21 protein-coding genes and 1 tRNA gene are annotated in these 25870 nt (G+C 73.4%); 16 read left to right on the top strand and 6 right to left on the bottom strand.

Features of this window, described 5'->3' with window-relative positions:
• The first annotated feature begins 190 nt into the window (after positions 1–190).
• The 6 genes from LH044_RS10015 (at position 191) to LH044_RS09990 (ending at position 4535) form a co-directional block, all read left to right on the top strand.
• Complete coding sequence (locus LH044_RS10015) at positions 191–715, top strand: hypothetical protein (RefSeq protein ID WP_227759889.1); 525 nt, start codon at positions 191–193, stop codon at positions 713–715.
• Between the two features lie 25 nt (positions 716–740).
• Positions 741–1388: a translin family protein gene (locus tag LH044_RS10010; protein WP_227759888.1), complete on the top strand. Its 648-nt coding sequence runs from the start codon at positions 741–743 to the stop codon at positions 1386–1388.
• Between the two features lie 94 nt (positions 1389–1482).
• Positions 1483–1556: transfer RNA gene (locus LH044_RS10005), tRNA-Ala, on the top strand.
• Between the two features lie 149 nt (positions 1557–1705).
• Complete coding sequence (locus tag LH044_RS10000; protein ID WP_227759887.1) at positions 1706–3205, top strand: alpha/beta hydrolase domain-containing protein; 1500 nt, start codon at positions 1706–1708, stop codon at positions 3203–3205.
• Positions 3206–3339: 134 nt separating this feature from the next.
• Positions 3340–3729: an encapsulin-associated ferritin-like protein gene (locus LH044_RS09995; protein WP_227759886.1), complete on the top strand. Its 390-nt coding sequence runs from the start codon at positions 3340–3342 to the stop codon at positions 3727–3729.
• Positions 3729–4535, top strand: coding sequence for a family 1 encapsulin nanocompartment shell protein (locus LH044_RS09990; protein ID WP_227759885.1), 807 nt, complete (start codon positions 3729–3731; stop codon positions 4533–4535). Before LH044_RS09995 ends, LH044_RS09990 begins: the two co-directional genes overlap by 1 nt.
• 16 nt (positions 4536–4551) lie before the next feature.
• Here the strand turns inward: LH044_RS09990 and LH044_RS09985 are convergent, their stop codons facing one another.
• From LH044_RS09985 to LH044_RS09975, 3 genes are all read right to left on the bottom strand, one after another.
• Positions 4552–8661 (bottom strand): ATP-binding cassette domain-containing protein, encoded by a 4110-nt coding sequence (locus tag LH044_RS09985; RefSeq protein WP_227759884.1) that lies wholly within the window; start codon positions 8659–8661, stop codon positions 4552–4554.
• Entirely contained in the window at positions 8625–10304 is a 1680-nt protein-coding gene (locus LH044_RS09980) for a type 1 periplasmic-binding domain-containing protein (RefSeq protein WP_227759883.1), read from the bottom strand. The genes LH044_RS09985 and LH044_RS09980 overlap by 37 nt, the downstream gene beginning before the upstream one ends.
• A gap of 102 nt (positions 10305–10406) precedes the next feature.
• Entirely contained in the window at positions 10407–11822 is a 1416-nt protein-coding gene (locus LH044_RS09975) for a choice-of-anchor P family protein (RefSeq protein ID WP_227759882.1), read from the bottom strand.
• A gap of 203 nt (positions 11823–12025) precedes the next feature.
• Between LH044_RS09975 and LH044_RS09970 the strand changes: the two genes are divergently transcribed.
• Together LH044_RS09970 and LH044_RS09965 are read left to right on the top strand one after the other, a co-directional pair.
• On the top strand, positions 12026–13570 hold the full coding sequence (locus tag LH044_RS09970) for an MBOAT family O-acyltransferase (protein WP_227759881.1): 1545 nt from the start codon (positions 12026–12028) through the stop codon (positions 13568–13570).
• Between the two features lie 31 nt (positions 13571–13601).
• Complete coding sequence (locus LH044_RS09965; protein WP_227759880.1) at positions 13602–14651, top strand: DUF459 domain-containing protein; 1050 nt, start codon at positions 13602–13604, stop codon at positions 14649–14651.
• 73 nt (positions 14652–14724) lie between these two features.
• Here the strand turns inward: LH044_RS09965 and LH044_RS09960 are convergent, their stop codons facing one another.
• From LH044_RS09960 to LH044_RS09950, 3 genes are read right to left on the bottom strand one after another with little or no spacing between them, the layout of a single operon-like run.
• Positions 14725–15540 (bottom strand): prepilin peptidase, encoded by an 816-nt coding sequence (locus LH044_RS09960; protein ID WP_227759879.1) that lies wholly within the window; start codon positions 15538–15540, stop codon positions 14725–14727.
• 37 nt (positions 15541–15577) lie between these two features.
• Positions 15578–16075: a DUF4262 domain-containing protein gene (locus LH044_RS09955; RefSeq protein ID WP_227759878.1), complete on the bottom strand. Its 498-nt coding sequence runs from the start codon at positions 16073–16075 to the stop codon at positions 15578–15580.
• On the bottom strand, positions 16072–17583 hold the full coding sequence (locus tag LH044_RS09950) for a class I adenylate-forming enzyme family protein (protein ID WP_227759877.1): 1512 nt from the start codon (positions 17581–17583) through the stop codon (positions 16072–16074). The genes LH044_RS09955 and LH044_RS09950 overlap by 4 nt, the downstream gene beginning before the upstream one ends.
• A 132-nt stretch (positions 17584–17715) precedes the next feature.
• On the opposite strand from LH044_RS09950, the gene LH044_RS09945 reads away from it, so the two are divergent.
• The 8 genes from LH044_RS09945 to LH044_RS09910 all read left to right on the top strand — a co-directional run bounded on the left by LH044_RS09945 (position 17716) and on the right by LH044_RS09910 (position 25815).
• A complete protein-coding gene (locus LH044_RS09945) occupies positions 17716–18834 on the top strand; it encodes a hypothetical protein (protein WP_227759876.1) in 1119 nt (372 codons plus the stop codon).
• A 90-nt stretch (positions 18835–18924) separates the two neighbouring features.
• A complete protein-coding gene (locus LH044_RS09940; RefSeq protein WP_227759875.1) occupies positions 18925–20196 on the top strand; it encodes a CaiB/BaiF CoA transferase family protein in 1272 nt (423 codons plus the stop codon).
• 26 nt (positions 20197–20222) lie between these two features.
• A complete protein-coding gene (locus tag LH044_RS09935) occupies positions 20223–20798 on the top strand; it encodes an Rv1443c family protein (protein WP_227759874.1) in 576 nt (191 codons plus the stop codon).
• On the top strand, positions 20795–22423 hold the full coding sequence (locus LH044_RS09930) for a FadD3 family acyl-CoA ligase (RefSeq protein WP_227759873.1): 1629 nt from the start codon (positions 20795–20797) through the stop codon (positions 22421–22423). Before LH044_RS09935 ends, LH044_RS09930 begins: the two co-directional genes overlap by 4 nt.
• 65 nt (positions 22424–22488) lie before the next feature.
• Positions 22489–23352 (top strand): TIGR03619 family F420-dependent LLM class oxidoreductase, encoded by an 864-nt coding sequence (locus tag LH044_RS09925; RefSeq protein WP_227759872.1) that lies wholly within the window; start codon positions 22489–22491, stop codon positions 23350–23352.
• 126 nt (positions 23353–23478) lie between these two features.
• Entirely contained in the window at positions 23479–24231 is a 753-nt protein-coding gene (locus LH044_RS09920) for a DUF4112 domain-containing protein (protein WP_227759871.1), read from the top strand.
• Positions 24232–24304: 73 nt separating this feature from the next.
• Positions 24305–24988 carry a TetR/AcrR family transcriptional regulator gene (locus tag LH044_RS09915; RefSeq protein WP_227759870.1) on the top strand — a complete coding sequence of 228 codons (684 nt, stop codon included), beginning with the start codon at positions 24305–24307 and terminating at the stop codon, positions 24986–24988.
• Positions 24989–24990: 2 nt separating this feature from the next.
• On the top strand, positions 24991–25815 hold the full coding sequence (locus tag LH044_RS09910; protein ID WP_227759869.1) for a MaoC family dehydratase: 825 nt from the start codon (positions 24991–24993) through the stop codon (positions 25813–25815).
• The last annotated feature ends 55 nt before the right edge of the window (positions 25816–25870 follow it).

The following is a 25870-nucleotide window of genomic DNA, read 5'->3' as shown; positions in this document are numbered from 1 at the left end:
TGTGGTGGCGCGGGATCCGCGAACGACATCGTTGAAGTTCGTCAAGGACTTGTAACAGAAGTCGCGCGACCGTTAGATTTCACCTCGAGTTCTCCTCGTCGTCAGCGGCCACGCGCCGCGAACGTGGAGCCGTACCCGCCAGTCGCACCGTCAGTCGCACCGTCAGCGTCGAAAGGCTCGATCCCCCTCCATGAGCGTCTCCACCCTGGTCCTGCTCGGTCTCGCCGTCGTCTGGGCGATCGTCCTGCTGCCGGAAGCTCTCAAGCGGATCTCGAAGGCCCGCAGCGGGGACAGCATCCGCTCGTTCAACCACCACCTGTCCTCCCTCCAGCGGCCCGCCGCCCCGGGTGGCAGCAACGTGATCGAGCTGCGCTCGCAGCGCCCGATGGGCGGCCGTCCCGCCGCCCGCCCGGCCGTCGGCCCGGCCCCCGTGTCGCCGGCGGTCCGCCGTCGTCGCCAGGAGGTCCTCACGGTCCTCGGCTCGGCCAGCGTCCTCACGCTGCTGTGCTCGGTCGCCTTCGGCGGCCCGTTCCTGCTGCTCTTCCTCCTGAGCGCCGCCCTGCTCGTCACCTACGTCGTGGCGCTGTACCAGGTGACGAACGCACCGGCGACCGCCCGTGACCCGTACGGCATGCCGGCTGCGGCCCCCGTCCGGCGCTCCGACGTGCACGGCGTGCGGGTCAGCCCGGTGAGCGCCCGCAGCGTCGCCAACTGAGCGACCGACGCACGCGGCGGCACCGGTGACGGACCCCGCCGCCCCCGCACCCGACGCCGCGCTCCTGTCCAACGTCGAGGCCGTCCGCGCCTCGCTGGCGGCGGCGAACGACGCCCGTGAGGTCGCACTCCCCGGCTGCCGCGCCGTGATCCGGCTGTGCGGCAGCTCGATCAAGGCCGTGCACCGCCTCCAAGCCGATCGGGCCGCTGGGCTGGTGGCCGATGCCGAGTCGGAGCTCCGTGCCGTCCAGGCCGCGCTGGCCGACCACCCGGAGATCGAGCACGCCGGCTTCCTCCACGACGCCGAGAAGGAGTTCGTCGAGGCCTGCGCCGTGCGGGCCTTCGTCGACGGCGACGCCGTGCCCACCGCCGAGGACCTCCGGGTCGGCGGCCCGGCCTACCTCCGCGGGCTGGCCGAGGCGGCGAGCGAGCTCCGGCGCCACCTGCTCGACCGGCTGCGCGAGGGCGACGTCGCCCGCGCCGAGGAGCTCCTCGGCCTGATGGACGACACGTACGACGCCCTCAGCACCGTCGACTTCCCCGACGCCGTCACGCACGGCCTGCGTCGCACGCTCGACGCCCTCCGGGCCGTGCTCGAGCGCAGCCGCGGCGATCTCACGAGCGCCGTGCTGCAGCTGCGGCTGCAGCGGTCGATCGAGTCCGGTCCCTCCTGACGGCGAGCGCCGGTCCGCCCCGCGCCGGCACGTCCCGAGCCCGTCCGTTCGTCTGGGGCACGGCGCGCGGTGCCGCTACACTGCGAGGCCCTGCGGGGGTGTAGCTCAGCTGGCTAGAGCGCCTCGGTCGCATCGAGGAGGTCGTGGGTTCGACTCCCATCACCTCCACCGCAACGCACGGGAGCCCCGACCTCGGTCGGGGCTCCGGCGCGTCGGGGCGGGTCCCGACCACCGGGATCCGGTCCGCCGGCGCCCGGGCGGGCGCCGGCGGCGGTCGGGCAGACTGCCGGCCGGGGACGACCGACCGTGGGGGGATCATGGCGACGTTCGGCAAGGTGCTGGTGGCGCTCGCGCTCGTGGTGGCGGCGGGCTGCGCAGGCGACGACGGCGGCGGCACCGCGGAGCCGGCGGACGGGCCCACGACCACGCAGCGGGCGCGGCCCGAGGGACCGGCGGCCGACCTGTCGACCGAGCTCACGGGCGGGGCCGGCACGAACGTCGCGTCGGCGTCGCCGCCCGACGCCGTGCTCGACGCCGCGGGCTATGAGCAGCGCGAGTACGAGGCGGCCGGCACCGCGACCGCGTACGCGCCCGAGGGCGAGCTCGGGCCCGACGGCCGCTGGACGGTCCGGCCCGACCGGGAGGCGGACTACCGGACGCGGATCATCGTGCGGCGGCCGGTCGACCCCGCCGACTCGAGCGGCGTGGTCGTGGCCGAGTGGCTGAACGTCAGCGGCGGCCTCGACGCCGATCCCGACTGGCAGATGCTGCACGAGGACATCACGCGCAACGGCGACACCTGGGTCGGCGTGTCGGCGCAGGTGATCGGCATCGAGGGCGGCCCGGTGCGCGTGACGACCCCCGACTCCGAGGCGGCCGGCGCCGGCCGTGGCATCAAGGCCATCGACCCGGAGCGCTACGGCGACCTCGTCCACCCCGGCGACGACTTCGGCTACGACATCTTCACGCAGGTCGCCCGAGGCCTGGCCGCCGGCGGCGAGCCCCTCGGAGGTGAGCGGCCGGAGCTGCTGCTGGCGGTGGGCGAGTCGCAGTCCGCCTTCGCCATGGTCACCTACATCAACGCCGTGCAGCCCCTGGCCCAGGTGTTCGACGGCTTCCTGGTGCACAGCCGGGGCGGCCCCGGCCTGCCGCTCGTCACGTCGGGGCAGGCGGCCGACATCGCGAGCGCGCTCGGCGGCGCGGGCACGCTGCTGCGGACGGACCTCGGCGTGCCGGTCATCGACGTGCAGAGCGAGACCGACGTGAGCGGCCTGTTCGCCTCGGCCGAGGTCCGCCAGGACGACACCGACACGTTCCGGCTGTGGGAGATGGCCGGGACCGCCCACGCCGACACGCGGCTGGTCGGCGACCGCTCCGACTCGCTCGGCTGCGGCTCGATCAACGCCGGACCGATGCACCTGATCACCAAGGCGGCCTACCGCTGGCTGGTCGAGTGGGCGGCGGGCGGCGCCGCGCCGCCGGTCGCGCCGAGGCTCGAGCTCGTGGCGGGGGCGGCGGAGCCCACGCTGGCCCGGGACGCCGACGGCATCGTGCGGGGCGGCATCCGCACCCCGCTGGTCGACGTCCCCGTCGACGTCCTGTCCGGCGCGCCGGGAGCGAACCCCGACGTGGTGTGCCTGCTGTCGGGGCAGACCACGCCGCTCCCGCCCGAGGCGCTGTCGGCTCGCTACTCCGACGCCGACGACTACACGACCCGCTACGAGGCGGCGGCCGACGACGCCGTCGAGGCCGGCTTCGTGCTCGCCGAGGACCGCGCGGCGCTGCTCGACGCCGCCCGACCCGACCGCGTCGGCTGAGCGCCGACCGGGCGACGGGCCGCCGCGCGACGGCGCCGGACCGGGAACGGGTTCGCTCGCCACGCATCTAGGCTGGCTCCGGTCCGGGTATCGCCATGGTGGCGCTCGCCCGGATCGTGCACGAAAGGACGGCGATGAGCTCGGAGCAACTCCACGAGGACAGGGACAAGCTGCGTCCGTCCACGATCAACCGCCACCGGGCGATCGTGTCGATCATGGAGGAGCTCGAGGCGATCGACTGGTACGACCAGCGGGTCGACGCGACCGACGACCCCGAGCTCGCGGCCATCCTCGCCCACAACCGGGACGAGGAGAAGGAGCACGCCGCCATGACCCTGGAGTGGTTGCGCCGCAACGACCCCGTGCTCGACAAGCACCTGCGGACCTACCTCTTCACCACCGGCTCGGTGCTGGCCATCGAGCACGAGGCCGAGCACGGCCGCGGATCCGGAGACGGTGACGACGACGACGCCACGACGTCCGAGGGCTCCCTGGCCATCGGCGACCTCAAGGGAGAAGCGTGATGAACCACCTGCTGCGCGAGAAGGCCCCGATCACCGAGGCCGCGTGGGCCCAGATCGACGAAGAGGCCACGAGTGCGCTGAAGGAGGTGCTCGCCGGGCGGCGCCTGCTCGACGTGGCCGGCCCGAAGGGGTGGAAGCACAGCGCCGAGCCGACCGGCCGCACCCGCCACGTCGGCGTGGTCGTCGGTGACGTCGACGCCCGTCTCCGTGACGTCCGGCCCATGGTCGAGCTGAAGGTCCCGTTCGCGGTGGCCCGCGCCGAGCTCGACGCGATCGACCGGGGCGCCTGCGACGCCGACCTCGACGCCGTCCGGCTCGCGGCCCGGGACGCGGCGGTCGCCGAGGACCGCTCCATCTTCCACGGCTTCTCCGCGGGAGGCATCGAGGGCATCGTCGCCGAGACGCCCAACGAGCCGGTGGTCATCGAGGACGACTACGACCGCTACCCGTCCTTCGTGGCCCAGGCCGTCGCCCGCCTGAAGCTCGGGGGCGTCACCGGCCCGTACGCGATCGCCCTCGGCCCGCGCTGCTACACCGGCGTCGTCGAGCAGTCCGAGATGGGCGGCTACCCGGTCCTCGAGCACCTCCGCCTGATCCTGGGCGGCCCGGTGGTGTTCGCCCCCGGCGTCAACGGCGCCGTGGTCATGAGCCTCCGGGGCGGTGACGCCGAGATCGTCATCGGCCAGGACTTCTCCATCGGGTACACCGATCACGACAGCGAGGTCGTGCGGCTGTACCTGCAGGAGAGCTTCACGCTGAACCTGTGCGCGCCGGAGGCCTTCGTCCACCTCCGCTACGAGGACTGATCGGCCCGGATCGGGCTCAGCCGAGCACCGCGCCGCTGCGGTTGATCGCGGCGGCGTCGGTGCCGAGGTAGGACGCCACGACCGCCGGGTGCTCGAGCACCTCGGCGGGCGCGCCGTCGACGACCACCGAACCGAGCTCCATGGCGACCAGCCGGTCGCACAGGCCGGACAGGAGCGGCATGTCGTGCTCGATGACGAGCATGGCCGCGCCCGTGTGGTCGCGGATGCGCCGCAGGAGCGGGCCGAGCGCCTCGGTCTCGCGCTGGGCCACGCCGGCCGACGGCTCGTCGAGCAGCATCAGCACCGGATCCTCGGCCAGCAGGCAGCCGAGCTCGACGATCCGCCGAGTGCCGGTCGACAGCACCGACGTCGGCGTGTGGGCGTAGCGCTCGAGCCCGAGCATCCTCGTCAGCTCCCGGACCCGCGCCATCGTGTCGTCCTCGGCGAGGTACGACGCCGGCTGGCGGGTGGCGTCGGCGACCATCGACCGGCTCCCGACGCCGCGCTCGCACGCCACCGCCAGGGTCTCGGTCACGGTGAGCGACGGGAACAGCCGGGCCTCCTGGAACGTGCGGCCCATGCCACTGCGGGCCCGCTCGGCCGGCGTCCAGGCGGTGACGTCCACGCCGCGGAACACGATCTCGCCGCCGTCGCGGTCGTCGGCGTCGATGCGGTGGAACCCCGACACGCAGTCCATGAGGGTCGTCTTGCCCGCGCCGTTCTGGCCGATGAGGCCGACGATCTCTCCGGCGTGGACGGTCAGGTCGACGTGGCTGAGCGCCTGCACGCCGCCGAACCGCTTGGTGACGTCGCGGCAGCGCAGGACGGTCGGGCGCTCCGCCGGATCGTCCTCGGCGTCGGCGTCCGCCGGGGCGCCGAGGGGCCCGGGCCCGTCGAGGGCGGTCAGGTCGATCGCGGCGAGCACCTCGTCGGCCGGATCCGACGGGCTGTCGGCGGCGCCCTCGGCGGCGCCCGCGCCCTCGATGAACACCGACCGGAGGAGGTCGGGCCGCTCGAGCAGCTCGCGCGTCGGGCCCTCGAAGCGCACCGTGCCCTTCTCCATGAACACCGCCCGCTCGGCGAGCGTCAGCGCGACGTTGACCGACTGCTCGACCACGACGATCGTCATGCCGCCCTCGTTGAGCGTGCGCACGACGTCGCACAGGGCGGCGACGATCAGCGGTGACAGGCCGAGCGACAGCTCGTCGATGAGCAGCACGCGTGGTCGGAGCAGGAGCGTCATCGCCAGCGCGAGCTGCTGCTGCTCGCCGCCGGACAGGTCACCGGCGAGCTGGGTGCGCCGCTCCTCGAGGATGGGGAAGAGCCGGTGCACCTCGGCCATGTCCTCGTCGATGCGGTCGCCGTCCTTGCGGAACGTCCAGCACGCCAGCCGCAGGTGGTCGGTCACGCTCAGGGTCGGGAACACGGCCTTGCCGCCCGGCATCAGGGCCACGCCGTCGCGCACGATCTGCTCGGGCGAGCGACCGCTGATGCGCCGGCCGTCGAGCGTGATGTCGCCCGACGAGCCCGACAGGCCGCAGACGGCCTTGAGCAGCGTCGACTTGCCGGCGCCGTTGGTGCCGAGCAGCGCGACGACCTCGCCGTCGTGGACGTCGAGGTCGACCCCGAACAGCACCTGCAGCTGCCCGTAGCTCACGTCGACGTCGCCGGCCCGTAGCAGCGGCTCGGGCCGGTCCCACAGCGGGCGGTCCACGGTGCCGAGGAACGGCGGCGGGACCGGCTCCGGCTCCCCGCCGCCGTGATGGTGCGCGGTTCCGGACGGTTCCTCCTGGTCCTGCGCAGCAGCACCGGTGGAGTCGTCGTGGGCGTCGGCGGCGGCGGGGTCCGCCAGGGGTTGTCCCTCGAGGTCGAGCCCGGCGCGACGGGCGATCGGCCGCACGATGCGGTCGCGCAGCCGGGCGGCCAGCCCGGCGAGGCCGGCCGGCACCGCCCACAGCACGACCAGCACGCCGACGCCGGCGCCGACGAGGCGGATCGTCGCGTCGAGGTCCTGCGCGCCCCGGAGCCCGGCGGCGCCGACGATGGCGCCGCCCAGCGATCCGAGCCCACCGATCGTGGCGCCCGAGAACACCTCGACGCTCTGCACCACCTGGTAGCTGCCCTCGCGGGCGCCGTGGAGCAGCAGCACGTGGAGGCCGCCGGCGAGCCCGGCGAGCGCGCCGGAGAAGATGAAGCCCTGGAGCGTCGCCCAGCGGGCGGACACCGACGCCGCCTCGGTCGCCTTCCGGTTGTCCCGGGCCGCGATCAGCAGCCGCCCGGAGCGCGACCGGCGGACGCTGCGGGCGACGAGGATGCACACCGCCAGGCACGCCAGCGTGAACCACAGCATGGATCGCTCGTCCTCGAGGTCGACCCGGCCCCACAGGAGCGGCCGGGTCACCGTCTGCGGGATGAGCTCGGGGAACACGTTGGGGTTGAGCACGTAGCCGTCGAGCACCACGGCGAAGGCCAGCGTGACGACCGCGAGGAACGGCCCCTTGATGCGGAGCGCAGGCACGCCGAGCAGCACGGCGACGAGCGCACCGGTGGCGGTGGCGACGGCCAGCACGAGGAACAGGTCGATGTTCCAGCGCGAGACCATGTTGCCGGCGACGATCGCGCCGGCGCCGACGATGGCGAACTGGCCGAGGCTGATCTGGCCCGCCCAGCCGGTGAGGACGACCAGCGAGACGGCGACGATCGCCCACACCGCCATGATCGACATCGAGAAGGCGTCGGACGGGCCGAGCCGTAGCGGCAGCAGGACGGCTCCGAGCACGAGCAGCACCACGCCGGCCCGCTTGGCCCACCGGACGACCGGGAGCGCGGCCACCGCCGGCGCCAGGCTCCGGATCAGGTCCGCGTTGCGCCAGCCGCCGTCGGCGTCGTGGGCCCGGGAGCGGTTGCGCTCGCCGACCAGCAGCGCCACGAGGATCACCACCAGGATCGCGACGTCGACCAGCGACGGCGTGTCGGTGTTCCATCGGACGAGCTGCTGCATCACGCCGAGGCCGATGGCGGCGCCGAACGCGACGGGCAGCGACTCCATCCGGGCCACGATCGCCGCGGCCAGCGCCGGCAGCAGGATCGCCGGGCCGGCGGCGGCGGAGGGCGCCGCGCCCTGGAACGGGGCCTGCAGCACGAAGGTGAGGGCGGCGAGCGCCCCGGCGATCGCCCACACGGCGGTCGTGAGGTTGCGCACGGGCACGCCCAGGAGGCGGGCCCGGTCGGTGTTCTCGGACGCGGCGCGGATGGCGGTGCCGGCGAGCGACCGCCGGAGGAACCAGGCGAGGACCGCCACGACGACGGGCACCACGGCGAGCGTGAGCAGGTGGTTGCCGTTGATGAGGACGGCCCCGACCTCGAACTCGACGGTGTTGAGCGGCGTCTCGAAGGCCCCGAGCACCATCCCGGGTGCGTCGAACACCCGGGACGGGATCAGGAGCTCGATGCCGCCGAGGAGCTGCGCGAGGCCGATCGTCGCCACCGTCAGCACGAGCCGCGGGGCGTTCGTGAAGCGGCGGATGATCAGCACCTCGACCAGCGCGCCGACGACCAGGCCGAGCAGCGGGGCCGTGATCAGCGTCGTCCAGTACGGCCAGCCCCAGGACACGAACAGGTGGACGGCGGTCAGGCCGGCGACGCCGGCCATGGCGCCGTTCGCGAAGTTGATGACCCGGTTGGCCCGCCAGATCAGGATGAGGCCGACGGCGGTCAGGCCGGTGGCCGACCCGATGATGGCGCCCGACAGCACCACGCCGAGCGGCGCCCCCGACGGCAGCACGGCGCCGAGCAGCAGCCACAGGAGCGCCAGCCCACCGACCCAGGCGGCGAGGCGCGCGGCGAGCGGCAGCGAGCCGTAGGTGCGGCGGGCCGGGCGGATCGGCTCACCGCCGCCACCGTCGTCACCGTGGTCGTACCAGGGCTCGTCGGGCGGGGCGCCGCCGGCGGCGGGGTCGGTCGCGCCGTCGCCGACGAGCGGCGGGTCGACCAGCTCCGGGTCGACCTCGGTGACCGGCGCGGCGCGGGGCCGGTCGGGGTCGACCACGAGCTCGTGCTGGTGCTCCGGCAGGGAGCCGGGGTGGGTGGTCATCCGGCGGCCGACCGGGGCGGCGTGGCCGGCCACTTGCCGATGGGGTAGCGGGCGCCGCCGTTCGGGTCCTGGTACGTGCCCGGCGAGCGCGTCTGCACCGACGGGGCCGCCGGGTTCCAGAACACCTCGTGGGCGTCGTCGGTCGTGGTGTAGTCGTTCGGTCCGAAGCCCCACGTCCCGTACGGGCCGGTGCGCTTCGGGTAGTCGAACATCGCCTTCTCGAACGACTGCGGGGTGAGGTTCGGCCCGGCGCCCTGGATGCCGATCGCCAGCAGGTACAGCTGGTTGTAGATGAGCTCCACGCCGACCGAGGGCTCGTCGGGCCGCACCGACTTGTAGGCCCGGTAGCCGAGGCCCTGGCCGGCGGGCTGCGGCGCCCCGGCGAAGCTGATCCCGAACGACCGGGCCCACTGGTCCTGCTGGAGGATCTGCCCGATCATGTCGTTGTCGACGAGGGCGACGCCGGTGACCACCCACTCGGGCTGGTAGCCCTGCTCCTTCGCCTTGGCGGTGAGGAACGTGAGGATCAGCGGGTCGCAGCCGCACACGACCGTCGTGACGTTCTCGGCCTTCAGCTTCTGGATGAGCGAGCCGGCCTGGTCCGACATGCGCGGGATGTCGATCTGGTACTTCAACGAGTCGACGAGGTCGCCGGCCTTGCCCGCCTTCTGCAGGAGCGAGATGCCCGCCCGCACGCACTCCTGGTACCAGGAGTTCTCGGGGGCGATGATCATCGCCCGCCGCGGCTTGCCCTTGAGGTCGCCGCCCGCCAGCGCAGCGGGCTGGCCGGCCAGCTTCGTGGCGTAGTAGCTCGACACGCTCTCGACCACCGTCGAGCAGTCCGTGAACTGGCTCCACGACCAGGGCCGGCGCTGGTTCATCCACTCACGGGACGTGTACGGGACGCCGATGTTGATGACCTGCTTCGAGGCCAGCGCGTCGGCGTACACCGGCGACACGGCGGAGATGTCGGCGAAGGCCTTCAGCTCCTGCGACACCTTGAGCGCATCGGCCTGCGCGCCCTCCTGCCCGCCGCCGGTCGTCTCCTTCAGGACGTCGCCCTTGCCGTCCCACTGCACGACCTCGAGCTTGCGCCCGTAGAACTGGAACCGCTTGTTGAAGTAGTCGACGAGCCCGCTGACCGTCTTGGTGATCACCGCCGGGCTCTCGTTGGGGATCTTGGCGTTGGCCACCTTCGAGACGGCGTCGAGCATGCCGTTGGCGAAGCTGCCGATGCGCACCGACACCACGACCTTGTCGGCGGTCACGCCGCGGCTGGTCGCCCCGCCGTTGCTCCCGGAGAACTGCACGCACGGCGGAGAGTAGGGGTCGCCGGGGATCTGAGCGGCGCCGCAGCCCGCGACCTTGGCCGGGCCGGTGGTCGAGCCGCCGCGCGCCTTGCCCCCGCCTGCGCCCGCCCCCGCGCCGCCAGCGCCGGCGGCCGACGGGTCGACCGCGCCCGTCGCGGCGTCGGCGCCCGGGACCGTCTCGGTCGCGCCGGCGACCGCGGCGTCGTCGGTGCTGACGCTCGAGTCGTCCGACGAGCTGCCGGCGGACTCCACCCGCACCTCGCGCTGCTGGCTGGGCACGAGCACCGCCACCGCCAGGAAGATCGCCGCGAAGCCGATCAGCGGGCCGTAGCCCCTGAACAGCCGGTCGCGTGCTCCGTCAGCCATGTCCTCCGCCCCCTCGCCTGCGCTCGTCCGTCCCCACCGTCGAACCAGTTCCGACCGTCGGTCCCGTCCGCGTCGCCGGTCCGGTCGCGCGTGCCGTGGCCGTCACGGGATCATCCTCCTGGCGCGCCGGCCCACCAGCCGGTCGCCGAGCGACAGACCGAGCGCGCCGAGCAGCGCGATCGTCCCGACCGCCACCCCCGCCTTGCCGGCCGTGCCCTCCTCCATGCCGCCGAGCGACGCGGTCGGCAGGACCGCCTCCTCGCGAGCGCCGGCCACCGACGGCGTGACCGGCACGGACCCGAGGTCCGTGGAGAGGTCGAGCGGCGCACCGGTGTCGTACGAGGCGTCGAGGTCGCCGGCGCCCAGGTCGGAGTAGCCCGAGGACAGGTCGTCGACCCCCAGGTCGGTCAGCGGCAGCGTGTCGGTCACCGCGGCCGACTCGGGCAGCGTCTCGATCGGGGGGATCGAGTAGTCGGTGTCGTGGGTCGAGACGTCGACGCCGCCGGCGAGCGCCTCGACCGAGCCCGAGCCGCCCAGCACGCCGAGCAGCACGTCGACGACGGTCAGCACGGTGGCGTTCTTGCAGTCCCGCGCGAGCAGGTCCTCGCGCCACTGCGCCACCTGGGTGTCGATCTGGCCGAGGAACGGCAGCACCACCTGCGAGCCGAAGGGCGGGTCGACGATCCGGAAGCCCATCGGCGTGACCTTGACCCCGTCGTCGCGCACCTCGACCTTCGGCAGGTCGAGCACGACGCCGAGGGGCGCGAGCAACTGCTCCAGCCCGGCCTTGAAGCCCTCGAGGTCGGCCAGCGCGTCGGCCGGTGACCGGGGGATGCCGAGCACGGTGGCGCTGGCGAACGAGAACGACCCGGTCGCGGAGCTGCGGGCACCGGACTGGGCCGTCGCCTCCCACCGGGGCTTGTTGAACGTGAAAAGGCCGCCCAGCACCCGGAGCTGCTCCGCGGTCGACACGGCGTGCGCCTCGCGGACCTGGTCCTTCAGCTGGGTCGTGACCTCGGTGCGGCCGCCGTCGATCGCGATGAGCCCGATGTCGGCGGGCGCCGACTCCGTGCCCGCCCACGACGACGGCAGCGGCGTGGCGGTCGCGTCCTGGAACCCCGCCGACGGCCCGGCCGGTGCGCCGCCGATCCCCGGCTGGAACGCCTGGAGCCGTCGTGACGCGGCTGCGCCCTCTTCCGACGAGTCCGCCCGGGTGAGCTTCGGCAGCGTGTCGGCGTTCAGCAGCCCGGGTGTGCCGTCGCACTGCTCGCCTGCGAAGAGGACGGGGAGCACGCCGAGGTCGAGCGCCCGGGCCTCGGAGGTCCCGGTGCGGTCCTGGTACCCGGCGAGCGAGCGGCCGTAGGTGAACCCGATCGTGGCGTTCGCCGCCTTCAGGTTCAGCGAGAACGTGTCGGCGCTGGCCTGGGCGTCGCCCGTGTGGAAGCCGTCGGAGGAGGCGCCGCCGATGGACGAGGCGAAGGCGACGACGGCGGTCGCGAGGAAGCAGGCGCGCAGCACCGCAGTGCGCCTCCCACGCCCCGTCGCCCGCTCCGACGGACCGCCATCCGCTCGCCGGTTCCCCCGGTAGTGCACGTCGTCCCCCCGGACGTCGACGTCGACGATCGTTCGTCGGCACCCCAGCACCGACCGCCTCCTGTGACATTAGTCCTACTCGGGGTAGGAAATCACCTCCGGGTCCCCGAGGGGCCCGGAGCGCCGGGATGCGGCTCCTCCCCGCAGCCCGCGGCTTCAATGGTGCGGTGCTCTTCCCGACGATGACGTTCGCGATCTTCTTCGTCGTCGTCCTCGGGGTCAGCTGGCGGCTCTCGGACCGACCGCTGCAGTGGCGCCTCTTCGTCCTGGCGGCCAGCTACGTCTTCTACGGCTGGTGGGACGCCCGGTTCTGCCTGTTGCTCGCCGGCTCGACGATCGCCAACCACCTCGTCGTGCAGCTCGTGTCGCGGGCCCGCACCGACCGCAGCGCCCGCGCTGCGATGGTGCTCGGCATCGTCGTGAACCTCGTCGTGCTGGGGTTCTTCAAGTACTACGGGTTCTTCGTCGACTCGCTGCTGCAGGTGCTCGAGCCGCTCGGCCTCGCGCCCACCGCCCTGCTCATCAAGGTCGGCCTGCCGGTCGGCATCTCGTTCTTCACGTTCTGCGCCATCAGCTACGTCGTGGACGTCTACCGGCAGGACCAGGAGCCGATCCCGTTCCTCGACTTCGCGGTCTACCTGTCGTTCTTCCCGCACCTCGTGGCCGGTCCGATCGTGCGGGTGTCGGAGTTCGAGCCGCAGCTGCGCCGTCGCCGCAACCGCGACAGCGTCGACGCGGTCCGGGCCGCCCGCCTGATCTGCCGCGGCATGTTCAAGAAGGTCGTGATCGCCAACTACCTCGCGACCGCGATCGTCGACCCCGTCTTCGCATCCCCGGGCCAGTCGCCCAACGGCGAGCTCGTCGCCGCGGCCGTCGCCTACGCGGTGCAGATCTACGCCGACTTCTCCGGCTACACCGACATGGCGATCGGCATCGCGATGCTCATGGGCATCCGGTTCCCGGACAACTTCGACCAGCCCTACTCGGCGACCTCGATCCAGGACTTCTGGCGCCGCTGGCACATGACCCTGTCGCGGTGGCTCCGCGACTACGTGTACATCCCGCTCGGCGGCAACCGCGGCGGCGAGCGCGCCGAGTCGCGGAACCTCGTGCTCACGATGGCGATCGGCGGCCTGTGGCACGGCGCCAACTGGACCTTCGTGATCTGGGGCTTCTACCACGGCTTCGGTCTGGTGCTGGAGCGCAAGTGGCGCGAGCGGCCGCCCCGTCCGTGGCGCCGCGGCGCGATCGACATCCGAGATCCCGACGCGCCCGAGGAGCGAGGTCCCGACGACGGGTCGACGCGGGTGATGGCCCGGCCCGAGGTGGCCCGGCGCGAGCCGAACGTCTGGCTGTCGCGCCTCGCGGTGTTCGCCTTCGTGACCGTGGGGTGGGTGTTCTTCCGCGCCGTCGACCTGCCGACCGCCATCGACTACCTCACCGGCATCGTCACGCGCTGGGGCGTGGGCGACCTCGTCACGCCGCTCGTGCTCCTGACGATCGGGGCGGGCATGGTCGGCCAGTTCGTGCCCCGGCAGCTCGGCGATGCGCTCGAGTACCGGGCGTCGAAGCTGCCGCCTGCGGTCCTCGGCGTGGGCGTCGGCCTCTTCCTGGTGATCGCCAACCTGCTCGGCCCCGTCGGGGTCGCGCCGTTCATCTACTTCGCCTTCTGAGCCACACCGAGGATCCGTCCACCCGCCACCCGTGACCGACGACGACATGCAGACCGAGCCGACCCAGCACCGCCGCCAGAGCGGGTCCCCGAGCGGACCCGGCGCGCCCCGGCGGCCGGCCCGCCGCGTCCGCAACACGATGTCGGCCACGGCGGCGTGGAAGTCGACGCTGCTGGCCCTCGCCGTCTTCGCGGTCCTCGGCTCGGGTGGGCTCCGCGAGTCGGCCGAGGGCATGCCGCTCGGCTGGCAGCGCGACGTCGCGCTGGGGGTGACGGGCGGGCTCGACCGGGTCGTCAACCTGCTCTCGCTGAACCGGCCCTACGACTGGGCGGCCGAGGAGCTCGGCCGCACCCAGGCCGACGAGGACTTCGAGTTCCCCGTGCCGACGACCGTGCCGTCGGCGACGACCACGACCCTGCCGCCCCTGCGGGTGCCGACCGCCGAGGCCCCCCTGAACGTGGTGATCGCCGGCGACTCGACCGCGATCGGCGTGGGCGACCGGCTCAAGGTGGCGGTGGACGACGACCCGACGCTGGCGGTCGACGTCCAGGGCAAGGTGGCCACCGGCCTGACGCGGTCCGACTACTTCAACTGGGGCGCCCGCACGAAGGAGCTGCTCGAGACGCTGCAGCCCGACGTGCTGCTGTTCATGGTCGGTGCGAACGACACGCAGGCCGTGCTCGCTCCCGACGGCACGGTCATCGCCCGCTACGGGACCCCGGAGTGGGCCGAGGCGTACCGCCGCCAGGTGGCCGGGATCATGGACCTCGCGCACGAGGGCTCGCGCCGGGTGCTGTGGGTCGGTCAGCCGAAGGTCGGCGACGCCAAGATCAACGGCACGCTCCAACAGGTGAACCAGATCATCCAGGAGGAGGCGGCGAGCCGGCCGTGGGTGACCTACTTCGACCTGGCCGCGGTGGTGGCCGGTCCGTCGGGGAGCTTCGCCGAGTACGTCACGTTCCCCGACGGCAAGACCGTCCACTGCTTCGCGGGCGACGGCGTCCACCTCAGCATGCAGTGCCTGGACCGCTCGATGGCCGAGCTCGTCCCGGTGCTCCGCGGGTTGTACCAGCCAGCCTGAGCGGCCGGGAGCGGAAGACCGGCCTGAGCGGCCGGGAGCGGAAGACCGGCCTGAGCGGCCTGAGCGGCCGGGCTCAGCCCAGCATGCCGCTGATGACCGGCTGGTAGAGCCAGACCGCCAGCAGGCCGCCGAGCGCGAGCGCCGGCCCGAACGGGAACCGAGTGCCCTTGTCCGCGATCAGCGACGCGAACCCCATGACCAGGCCGATGAGGCTGCCGAACAGCAGGCCGTAGATCGGCAGCAGGATGCTGATCCAGCCGAGGAACAGCCCGAGGAGGAACATCAGCCGGACGTCGCCGAACCCGAGCTTGCCGGGGGCGACCATCCACAGCAGGAAGAAGAGGACGAAGCAGCCGACCCCGCCGATCAGCGCGGACACGATCGAGGCGGGCTCCCCGATCACGAACGACATCGCGCAGATCAGGACGAACCCGACGCCGGCGCCGACCCACGGCATCCACCACGGGATCAGCCAGATGCGCAGGTCGATGAACGCGACGGCGGCGAGGACGACGACGAGCCACAGGTAGGGGAGCGCGATCCAGCTGGCGTTGAGCGTGGCCACGGTGAGGACCATGGCCACCGGGACGAACAGCTGCAGCATGGGCACCGTCGCGGCGAGCGACGTCCCGCATGACGGGCAGCCCCGGGACCAGCTCACGACCGGCACGACGTCGGCGGCGCGGAAGACGTGGTGGCAGTGCGGGCACCGGGCCTCGCGGTACTCGGCCCGGATCACGGGGGCGGGGTGGTCGGCGGTGCCGACCTCGGCGGCCACGTCCCGGGGCGTCAGGGGCCGGAGCTCCTTGTAGCGGTGGACGGGGACCGTCAGCTGCCAACCGACGGCGATGCCGACGATCGCGGTGAGGAGCAGGAGCGCGGCGGTCACCGCTTCCCATCGGCCGTCGGGCCGGGGTCCTGAAGCTTCACGCCCCCGTGGCGCCGACGATCGGCTGGGCCACGCGGAGCCGTTCGTCGTAGCCCTCGTCCCAGGGGAACCGGCCGTTGCGGTCGGGCCACACGAACTGGAGGACCTCCCACGACTCGCCGGTGCGGTCGAGGAGGGCCGTGGCGTCGGGGAAGAGCTCGCCGTGCTCGGCCAGGTCGACCGGGAGCAGGGCGCAGGGGAGGTCGTTCTCGAGCAGCCCGATGAACACGGCGTCGACCGGCAGCTCGACCCCGCCCGCGTGCTGGTCGGCGATCAGGCCGAGCAGGCCCCGGGCCGCGACGGCCCGGAGCCCGAAGATCGCGACCTCGGGCCGCCCGAACGTGGTGGTGAACCCGATCGTGTAGGTGTAGCCGGCCCGGGGCGGCGGGCCCTCCTGGGCGTCGACCGGCACCGCGACCCAGCCCTGGTCCTCGATCACCCAGGACAGCTTGTCCAGGTGGTCCATGTTGCGGTCGGGGAACACGTCGTCGGTCATCGTGACCTCCCGTCCCGAGCGTCGCGCACGAGCGTGGCCAGCGCCCCGCGGTCGAGCTTCGAGACCGTGGTGAGCGGGAGGCGGTCCACGACGACCACGTCCTCGGGCAGCTTGTGCCGGGCCAGGCGGGCCTCGCCGTGGGCCCGGAGCCCTTCCAGCGACGGCGGCGCCTCGGGGTCGCGGGCGACGACGACGGCCACGCCGACCTCGCCCATCACGTCGTCGGGCCGGGGGCTGATCGCCAGCGCCGCCACCGCAGGGTGGTCCGACAGCGCGGCCTCGACCTCCTCGGGGAAGACGTTGTAGCCGCCGCGGATGTACATGTCGGTGCGGCGGCCGGCGAGCACGTAGCAGCCGTCGTCGCGCCGCTGGGCCAGGTCGCCGGTGCGGAGCCACCGGTCGTGGGTCAGCGCCGCCGCCGTCGCGTCGGGGTCGTCCCAGTAGCCGGCCATCACGGCGGGGGAGCGGATCTGGAGCTCCCCGGTGGCGCCGTCGGGGAGCGGCGCGTCGTCCTCGTCGGCGACCCGGGCCTCGATGCCGGCGCGGGGCCGACCGATCGTGTGCAGCGCCTCGTCGTCGGGCGCGTCGAACGCGGTGCCCAGCCCGACGCCGCCCGACTCCGTCGACGAGTACCGGATCGAGTAGGCCGCGCCGAAGCGCTCCCGTGCTTCGCGGACCAGGGCGGGGGGCGACGCCGCACCGCCGGCGATGATCGCGGCGACCGAGCTCAGGTCGAGCTCGTCCACGAGCGGTGACCGCAGCATGAGCGCGAGCTGCGGCGCCACGACCCCGATCGTCGGCATGCGGTGCTCGGCGACCAGGCGCAGGGCGTCGTCGGCCCGCCAGGGGTCGAGCACGCGCAGGGTCGCGCCGGTCCGCAGGTACCACGGCAGCTTGAGGGCCATGCCGACGTGGGCGAGCTGCGTCGAGGCGAGCATCGACGATCCGCCGCCCCACGTCGCCTCGGCCTCGGGCCCGAGGTCGAGCGCCTGCACGGCCCGCTGGTGGGCGACGGTGAACACGGCGCCCTTGGCGCGACCCGTCGTGCCGGACGTGAAGCAGATCGTGGTCACGCGGTCGTCGGAGGCGGCGGGGCGCGGCGGCAGGTCGGCGCCGCCCCAGAGCGGTTCGCCACGGTCACCCGGCTCGAGCACCGCGACCTCGGTCCGCAGCGGCAACCCCTCGACGCCGGCCCGGTCCGCCACGACCAGTCGCGGGGCGATCAGCGCCACGAGCTCGGCCCGCTCGGGCGCGGCGAGCTTGGGGCTGACCGGGGCGAGGATCGCGCCGACTCGGTCGGCCGCCACGGCCAGCACGAGCCACTCGGCGCAGGACGGCAGCACCGTGGCGATCACGTCGCCGGTGCGGATGCCCCGGCCGGCCAGTCCGGCGGCCAGCCGGTCCGCGCTCCGGTCCAGGTCCTCGTAGCTGACGGTGTCGGAGGGGGTGACGAGTGCGTCCCGTGACCCGAACCGGGTGCCGGCCTCGCGTACGATGTCCCCGAGCACGCCCGGAGTCTAGGTGGGGTCACCGGATGTGCCGTCAGCCACGCAGTGAGCGCGAATCCACCCGGGGCGCGCGCTGACGCGGCCCGAACCGGGCTCAAGGCTGTTGCATCCACCTCCGATACCGAAGGCATCATGCGTACCAACCGGGGCCTCCCTACCCACCACCGCACGACCTCAAACGTCCGCTCGCTGCGCGTCGCCGCGCTCGTCGCCTGCGCCGCCGCCGTGCTGGCGGCCTGCGCGCCGTCGTCGAGCCAGTCCGAGTCGCCGACGGTCGCCCGTCCCGGCAGCGGGGCCTCGATGAGCCCGAGGCCGGCGCCCGACTCCTACATCACGCCCGGCGCCCGCCTCGGCGTGGGCGGGTGCCCGGTCTTCCCGACCGACCACGCGTTCCACGCGACGGTCACGGGGCTCCCCGTCCGCTCCGGCTCGGCGGCCACCATCCAGGCGATGGGCCCGAACGCCACGCTGATGGCCGGGTTCAGCTCCTTGGTCTGGCAGGGGTCGCGGCTCGGCCTCCCGACCAACGTGGTCGACTCCCGGACCTCGGCGCACCACGACGTCCTGGTGTCGAACCTCTACTCCTCGACGTCCGAGACCGCCGACGTGCCGTGGCCCGAGACGCCCCGCTTCGAGGGCTGGCCGGGTCGGGCATGGGACAAGCACCTGATGGTGATCGACTCCGCGACCTGCTCGTCGTGGGAGGCGATCAACATGCAGCCTCCCGGTGAGAACTACTACGCCTCGCTGCTCAACCGCTGGTACGCCGACAAGGTCGTGAAGCTCGACCTCAACAGCAACGCGATCCCGGCGCAGGGCACGGTGACTGCGTCCGGCCTCTCGATGCTGGCCGGCCTCGTCCGCTACGACGAGGTGGCCGCCGGCCGGGTCGACCACGTGCTGTCGATGGCGTCGCCGATCATCCGCTCGGGCCCGAGCGTCTGGCCCGCCAACGGCTCCGACGGCCGGTCGTCCGATCCGGCGGCCCCGCCGATGGGCACCTGGCTCCGCCTGCGGGCCGACGTGGACATCTCACGTCTCGGGCCGCAGGCCCGGGTCGTGGCCCAGGCGATGAAGGACCACGGCGTCGTGATCAACGACTCCGGTCCGAACCTGGCGGTCACCGGCGAGCCCGACACCCGCTGGTCGGACGCCGACCTCGCCGGCCTGCGCTCGCTGACGGTCGGGATGTTCGAGGTGGTCGACCCGACGCCGATGCAGGTCGCGCCGGGCAGCCACCAGATCCGCTGACGGGACCCGCCGGTTGGGGAGCCGGCGGGGCACCTCCGCTACGATCTGACGACCCGTCAGATCTGAGGCGCCGAGCGCGCCGGAGGTGCCATGTCTGCCGCAGCCGATCCCGCACGACCCACCCCGAGCGGTGCTGCCCCGCTGGCCGGGGTGCGCGTCATCGAGGTCTCGCTCCTCGGCCCGGGTGCCGTGGGCACCCACCTCGCCGACCTCGGCGCCGAGGTCATCAAGGTCGAGCCACCCGCAGGTGACTACATCCGCCAGATGACGTGGCCGATCATCGAGGGCTCCTCGCTGCTGCACTGGCACATCCATCGGGGCAAGCGCTCGCTGACGCTCGACCTGCGCACCGAGGAGGCGCAGGAGGTGTTCCGAGACCTCGTGCGCGGCGCCGACGCCGTCATCGAGGCCATGCGCCCGGGCGCCCTCGCCCGCCGAGGCCTCGGGTACGAGGACCTGCTCGAGATCAACCCGAGCATCGTGTTCTGCACGATCTCCGGCTATGGCATGACCGGTCCGTACGCGCACCTCCCGAGCCACGGCATCGCGTACGACACGTGGGCCGGCATCGTGAACCCGACCTACAACGACGAGGGCTTCCCCTACCTGCCCGAGCACGCGTCGATCGGCATCCACGCCGGTCCGCTGTTCGGCTCGCTCGGCGTGCTCGCCGGCATCGTCAAGGCCCGCGCCACCGGCGAGGGCTCGTTCCTCGAGATCGCCCAGTCCGACGCGGCTGCGGCGATGGACTGGCTGCGCAGCGAGACGTGGAAGGCGTACGAGCGCCCCCAGTCCGAGGTGACCGGCAACCGCTCCGACGACTACGAGCGGCGCGCTCCCGGCACCGCCGGCATGGAGGAGGGCGTGCGCTACCAGGTCTACGAGTCGAGCGACGGCTTCGTCCTCTTCATGGCGTCGGAGCAGGAGTTCTGGAAGAACTTCTGCCAGGGCGTCGACCGCATGGACCTCTTCGAGCGGTGGCCCGGGAGCCAGTACGGCGACCACGCCAAGGGCAACACCGAGCTCCGCAAGGAGCTGGTCGAGATCTTCCGCACGAAGACCTCCGCCGAGTGGGTGGAGTGGTCGGGCACGGTCAACACGACGATCGCACCGATCAACACGCCCAAGACGCTGGCCGACGACCCGCAGTTCCACGACCGTCTCGGCTTCATGCCGCACGAGACCCACGGCGCCGACATGATCGGCACGCCGCTCAAGTTCCTCGACGCCGAGCTGCCCGACCCCTCGATCGCCCCGACCGCCGGCGAGCACAACGACGAGGTGCTCGCCGAGGTCCTCGGCTACGACGAGGCCCGGATCGCCGCGCTCCGCGAGGCCGGCGCGCTCGGCGAGGGCCGGTAGGCCGGCGTCGGGCACATCGGGGGCCGGTGCGCGTGGGGGCGGCCATCGTCGTCGAGCGCTCGACGCGCCTCGCCGCGCCGCCGGGTCCGGTGTGGCGCCACGCCGCGTCGATGGCCGGTGTGAACCAGGAGCTCGGCCCGTTCGTCCGCATGACGCACCCGTCGCACCTCGGTGACCTCACCGAGGTGCTCGCCGGCGACGACGCGGCGGCGCTCCTCGGCGCCGTGGCGTTCCGGAGCTGGCTGCTCGGCTTCGGCGTCGTGCCGTTCGACCGGCACGCGCTGCGGCTGGTCGCCGTCACCGACGGCGGCGTCGCCGGCGGCTCCTTCCGGGAGGACTCCACCAGCTGGCTGCAGCGGCGCTGGCGCCACGACCGCGACGTCGTGGCCGACGGCACCGGCTCGCGGGTCACCGACCGCGTGGTGGTGGAGCCCCGCGTCGGCGTCGCGCGACCCGTCACCGCGGCGGTCGTCGGATTCCTCTTCTCGCACCGGCACCGGCGCCTCGCGTCCCGGTTCGGCGCCGCGCCAGGACCGGTACAGTCGCCCTCTGACGCCCCGTCAGATCGAGGCGCATCGTCACAACGGGGGAGCACACCATGAGCGACGCCACGCGTGGGGACCTGCGCTGGGCATCCGTGCCGGCGCTGCTGCGCGACGCGGCGGACCGCTTCGGCGGCGCCGAGGCGGTCGTCGACGGCGCGGGCGGTGATGCCGACGCCGTCGTCCGGATCGACTTCGTCGAGCTCCGGCGCCGCGTCGACGACCTCGCCAAGGGCCTGATCGCCGCGGGCATCGAACCGGGCGACCGGGTCGCGATCTGGGCGCCGAACTGCTGGGAGTGGGTCGTCGCCGTGCTCGGCCTGCAGTCGGCCGGCGCCGCCCTCGTGCCGCTCAACACCCGCTACAAGGGCATGGAGGCGGCCGACATCCTGGGCCGGAGCCGGGCCCGGCTCCTGTTCACAGTCGAGGGCTTCCTCGGCAACGACTACGTGAGCATGCTCGACGACGCCGGTCGTCCCGACACGCTCGAGCGCATCGTGCTGCTCCGCGACACCGGTTCGCGGCCCGAGGGCGTCGGCCACCTCGACGAGCTGCTCGCCGAGGGGACCTCGGTGCCCGACGAGGCGCTCGACGCCCGCATCGCGGCCATCGGCGGCGACGACGTGTCCGACGTGCTGTTCACGTCCGGCACCACGGGCCACCCGAAGGGCGTCGTGCAGACCCACGCCGCCACGCTGCGGGCCTTCCTCGACTGGTCCGAGCTGGTCGGGCTCCGGAGCGACGACCGCTACCTCATCATCAACCCGTTCTTCCACACGTTCGGGTACAAGGCCGGGATCCTCGCCTGCCTCATGACCGGGGCGACGATGGTGCCGCTCCCGGTCTTCGACGTGGACGCTGCGCTCGCCGCCATCGAGGCCGAGCGGATCAGCATGATCCCCGGACCCCCGACCCTGTACCAGACGCTCCTGCACCACCCGCGCTTCGACCGCTCGCGCGTCGACTCGCTCCGGCTCGCCGTCACCGGCGCCGCCGTCGTGCCGGTGGAGCTCGTGGTGGCCATGGAGCGCGACCTCGGGTTCGAGACGGTGCTCACCGCGTACGGCCTCACCGAGGCGTGCGGGGTGGTCACCGTCTGCCGCCGCGAGGACGGGGCCGAGACGATCGCCACGACGTCCGGACGGGCCATCCCCGGCGTCGAGGTCGTGATCGTCGACGAGGACGGCAAGGAGCTCGGTCCCGACGAGCCGGGCGAGGTGCTGGTCCGGGGCTACAACGTCATGCGCGAGTACTTCGAGGACCCGGAGCAGACGGCCGAGGCGATCGACGCCGACGGGTGGCTGCACACCGGCGACGTCGGCACGCTCGACGAGCGGGGCTACCTCCGCATCACCGACCGCACGAAGGACATGTTCATCGTGGGCGGCTTCAACGCCTACCCGGCCGAGATCGAGCAGCTGCTCCTCGCGCACCCGCACATCGCCCAGGTGGCGGTCGTCGGCGTCCCCGACGAGCGGATGGGCGAGGTGGGCGTGGCGTTCGTCGTGCCGACCGCCGACGCGGCCGACGGCGCCGACCCCGACGAGATCGTCGCCTGGGCCCGCGAGCACATGGCCAACTACAAGGTGCCCCGCCAGGTGCTCATCGTCGACGCCCTGCCGCTCAACGCCAGCGGCAAGGTCCTGAAGTTCGAGCTCCGGGACCGGGCCACCTCCGGCGCCTGAGCCCGAGCCCTCACCTCCGAGCACCCCACCTCCGAGCCCCTCACCTGCGAGAGAGAGCAGCACCCATGAAGTTCGCCCAGGCGCTGATCGGCGCGACCCCCCTCGACTGGCCCCGCATCGCCGTGGCGGCCGAGGAGGCCGGGTTCGACTCGGTCGCGGTGTCGGACCACGTCGTGTACCCGAGCTACCTCAGCTCCGAGTACCCGTACACGCCCGACGGCACGCCGCTGTTCAGCCCCGACGAGGACTGGCCGGATCCGTGGGTGGCGGTCGGCGCGATGTCGTCGGTGACGTCCCGCATCCGGTTCATCACGAACGTGTACGTGCTGCCGCTGCGCAACCCCTTCGTGGTCGCCAAGGCCGTCGGCACCGCGGCCTACCTGACCCGGGGCCGGGTCGGCCTCGGCATCGGCGCCGGCTGGATGGCCGAGGAGTTCGAGCTGCTCGAGCAGCCGTTCAAGCAGCGCGGCAAGCGCATGGACGAGATGGTCGAGGTCATCCGGGCGCTGTGGCGCGGCGGGATGGTCGAGCACCACGGCGAGTTCTACGACTTCGAACCCGTCGAGATGCGGCCGAGCCCGCCGGCGCCCGTGCCGATCTACGTCGGCGGCCACTCCGACATCGCCTTCCGCCGGGCCGCGTCGATCGGGGACGGGTGGCTGGGCGTCTACTACTCCGTCGACGAGCTCATCGCCCACTGCGAGACGCTCGAGCGCGTCCGGGAGGAGGCCGGGACCGCCGACCGGCCGTTCGAGATCATCGCCTCGCCGCTGGCCGCGCCGTCGACCGAGGTCTGCGACCGGCTCGAGGCCGCCGGCGTCACGACGATCCTCACCTCGGCGTGGATGGCGCAGGGCGTCTCGGGCCCCGAGAGCACCGAGCAGGCGATCGACCTGATCGGCAGCTTCGGCGAGCGCTTCATCCGCTGATCGGACCGGCGTCGCTCCCCGATCCGGGGGATCCGCGCGCCCGATCCGCCCCGTGGTCCTGAGGTCGCGCTGAGCGATCTCACCGGCGACGTTCAGGACCGAGGGGGTTCGGGGGAGACTGTCGGCGTGGGCGACGACGTGCGCGACCTGGGCACCATCCAGGGCTACGAGATCACGCCGGGGGGTGCGGCGCCGCCGCCCCCGCCGCCACCGGGCGCGCCTACGCCGCCCCCACCGCCGCAGAGCGCCCCGCCACCCCCGCCGGCCGGGCCGGTGCCCACCGGCGGGCCCGGCCAGCAGCTCGTGCCCGCCGCGCCACCGACCGGGTCGCGGACGGGGGCGCGGGCCGAGGTCGTCGAGGCGCTGCACGACATCCGCGACGCGCACCGCCGTGGTCCCAAGCCCAACTCCCGGCCCCTGCCGCGTTGGGTCGAGCGCATGGCCTGGGTGCTCGACGACGCGATCGAGATCCCGGCGACCGGCGGTCGACGCGTCGGCATCGATGGGTTCATCACGCTGATCCCCGGTGTCGGCGACGCCGTCGGCGTCGCGCTGTCGATGGTGGTCGTCACCGCGGGCGTCCTCGCCGGTGTGAGCTGGCCCACGATCATCCGGATGCTGCTCAACGTCGGCTTCGAGGGCGTGGTGGGCCTCATCCCCTTCGCCGGCGTCGTCTTCGACATGGCGTACAAGGCCAACGACCGCAACGTCCGGCTGATCGAGGCCGACCTGGCCGATCGGTCCGCGACGCGCCGGTCGAGCCTGGGCATCATCGTCGCCCTCGTGCTGACGACGATCGTCGGCATGCTGATGATGCTGGCGCTGAGCCTTCTCGGCATCGCGGTGATCGTCTGGGTGATCTGGCGCCTGATCGGCTGACCGCCGCCGCGCCTCGCGACGCCCGCCGAGCGCGCTTCGCGGCCCCGGTGGCGGCCACCGGTACGCTGCGCCGGTGCCGAAGAAGGACGCCGTCAGGACCGACGAGGACCCCGAGGAGCTCCGTGCCGTCGACGGGCGCGTGCCCGGTCGGCGCGGCCTCGCCACGCGAGCCCGCCTGCTCGACCAGACCCGGGAGCTGCTGCGCACCACGTCCTACCGGGACCTCAAGGTGGTCGACATCGCCCGCGGCGCCGGCACCTCGCCGGCGACCTTCTACCAGTACTTCCCCGACGCCGAGTCCGCGCTGTGGGCCCTCGCCGACGAGCTCGTCGGCGAGGGTCGGGAGCGCCTGACGCGGCCCGTGCGCGACGGCAGCTGGTCCGGCCGGGCGGCCTACGAGACCTGCGAGCGGATCGCCGCGACGTTCCTGGACTTCTGGGACGAGCACCGCGCGCTGCTCGCGGTGATCGACCTGGCCGCCACCGAGGGCGACGTGCGCTTCCGTGAGATCCGGCTCCAGCTGCTCACGACGTTCACCGACGCGCTCGGCGTCGAGGTGCGCGAGCAGCGCGACGCCGGCCGCCTGCCGTCGGACCTCGACCCGACCGCCACGGCGTCGGTCCTGGTCGCCATGCTCGCCCAGGTGTCGGGCCACCGCTACGGGATCGAGCGGCACGGGACGAGCGGGCCCGAGATCCAGCGGGCGCTCGCCCGGCTGGTCTACTCCGGCGTCACCGGCCGCAAGCCACCGGGCTGACCGTGGACGGGATCGCCGGAGGTCCGCACCACCGGGTGCCGGCCGGTCCGGTGGTCGAGCTGGGCCCGGTGGTGCGCATGGTGCGGGCGACCGGCGGTCGTCCCGCCGATCTCCGCACCGACCGGCTGCCGGTCACGACGACGTCGCTGTGGACGCGATCGGACCGGCCCGACGCCGACGAGGTCCCGCTCCAGCTGCACTTCGACGTCAAGGCCCGGTTGGGGTTCGAGCACGCCGTCATCACCCGGCACCGCACGGCGGTGCGGCGCCCGACGCGCGTCGGCGACCGGATCGGCCACCACCAGCAGCTGCGCTCGCTCGGGCCGTCGAGGATGACGCCGCTCGGCCCCGGGCGCGACTGGGAGGTCGACCACGTGCTCACGGACGCCGACGGCGAGGTGCTGTCGATCGAGACCTTCGGCGCGGTCGGCTACGTGCCGACCCCGCGCTCGGTCCGACCCGAGGACCTGGCACCGGCGGTCGAGCCGTGGACGACGTCGGGCATCGCCCGGGCCGCCGCGGCGTGCCGCGTGTGGGCCCCGGCCCACCACGATCCCGAGGCCGCACGACGGGCCGGGCTCCCCGGCGTCATCGCCTGCACCCAGCACCTCGCCGCCATGGCCGAGCACGAAGCGCGGTCGGCGGCGCCGGCCGGCGAGGCCGTGGTGGTGGCGCGGCTCGACCTGCGCATGCGCCGACCCGTGGTGGCCGGGCCGGCGCCGATCGTGTCGGTCCGGCCCGGTCGCACCAGGGGCGAGGTGGTCGTGAGGTGGGAGCAGCGCAGCGAGGTCACGACGGTCGCACGGGTGCTGCTGGCCTCGGCCTGATCCGGCCGACGCGTGCGTCCCCGGGACGGTACGACGGTCGGCCGCGCCCGGACGA

The sequence above is a fragment of the Dermatobacter hominis genome, from assembly GCF_020715685.1.
Lineage (GTDB): Bacteria > Actinomycetota > Acidimicrobiia > Acidimicrobiales > Microtrichaceae > Dermatobacter > Dermatobacter hominis.
The sequence above is the reverse complement of the archived record's forward strand: the minus strand, read 5'-3'. Positions and strand labels throughout refer to the sequence as shown.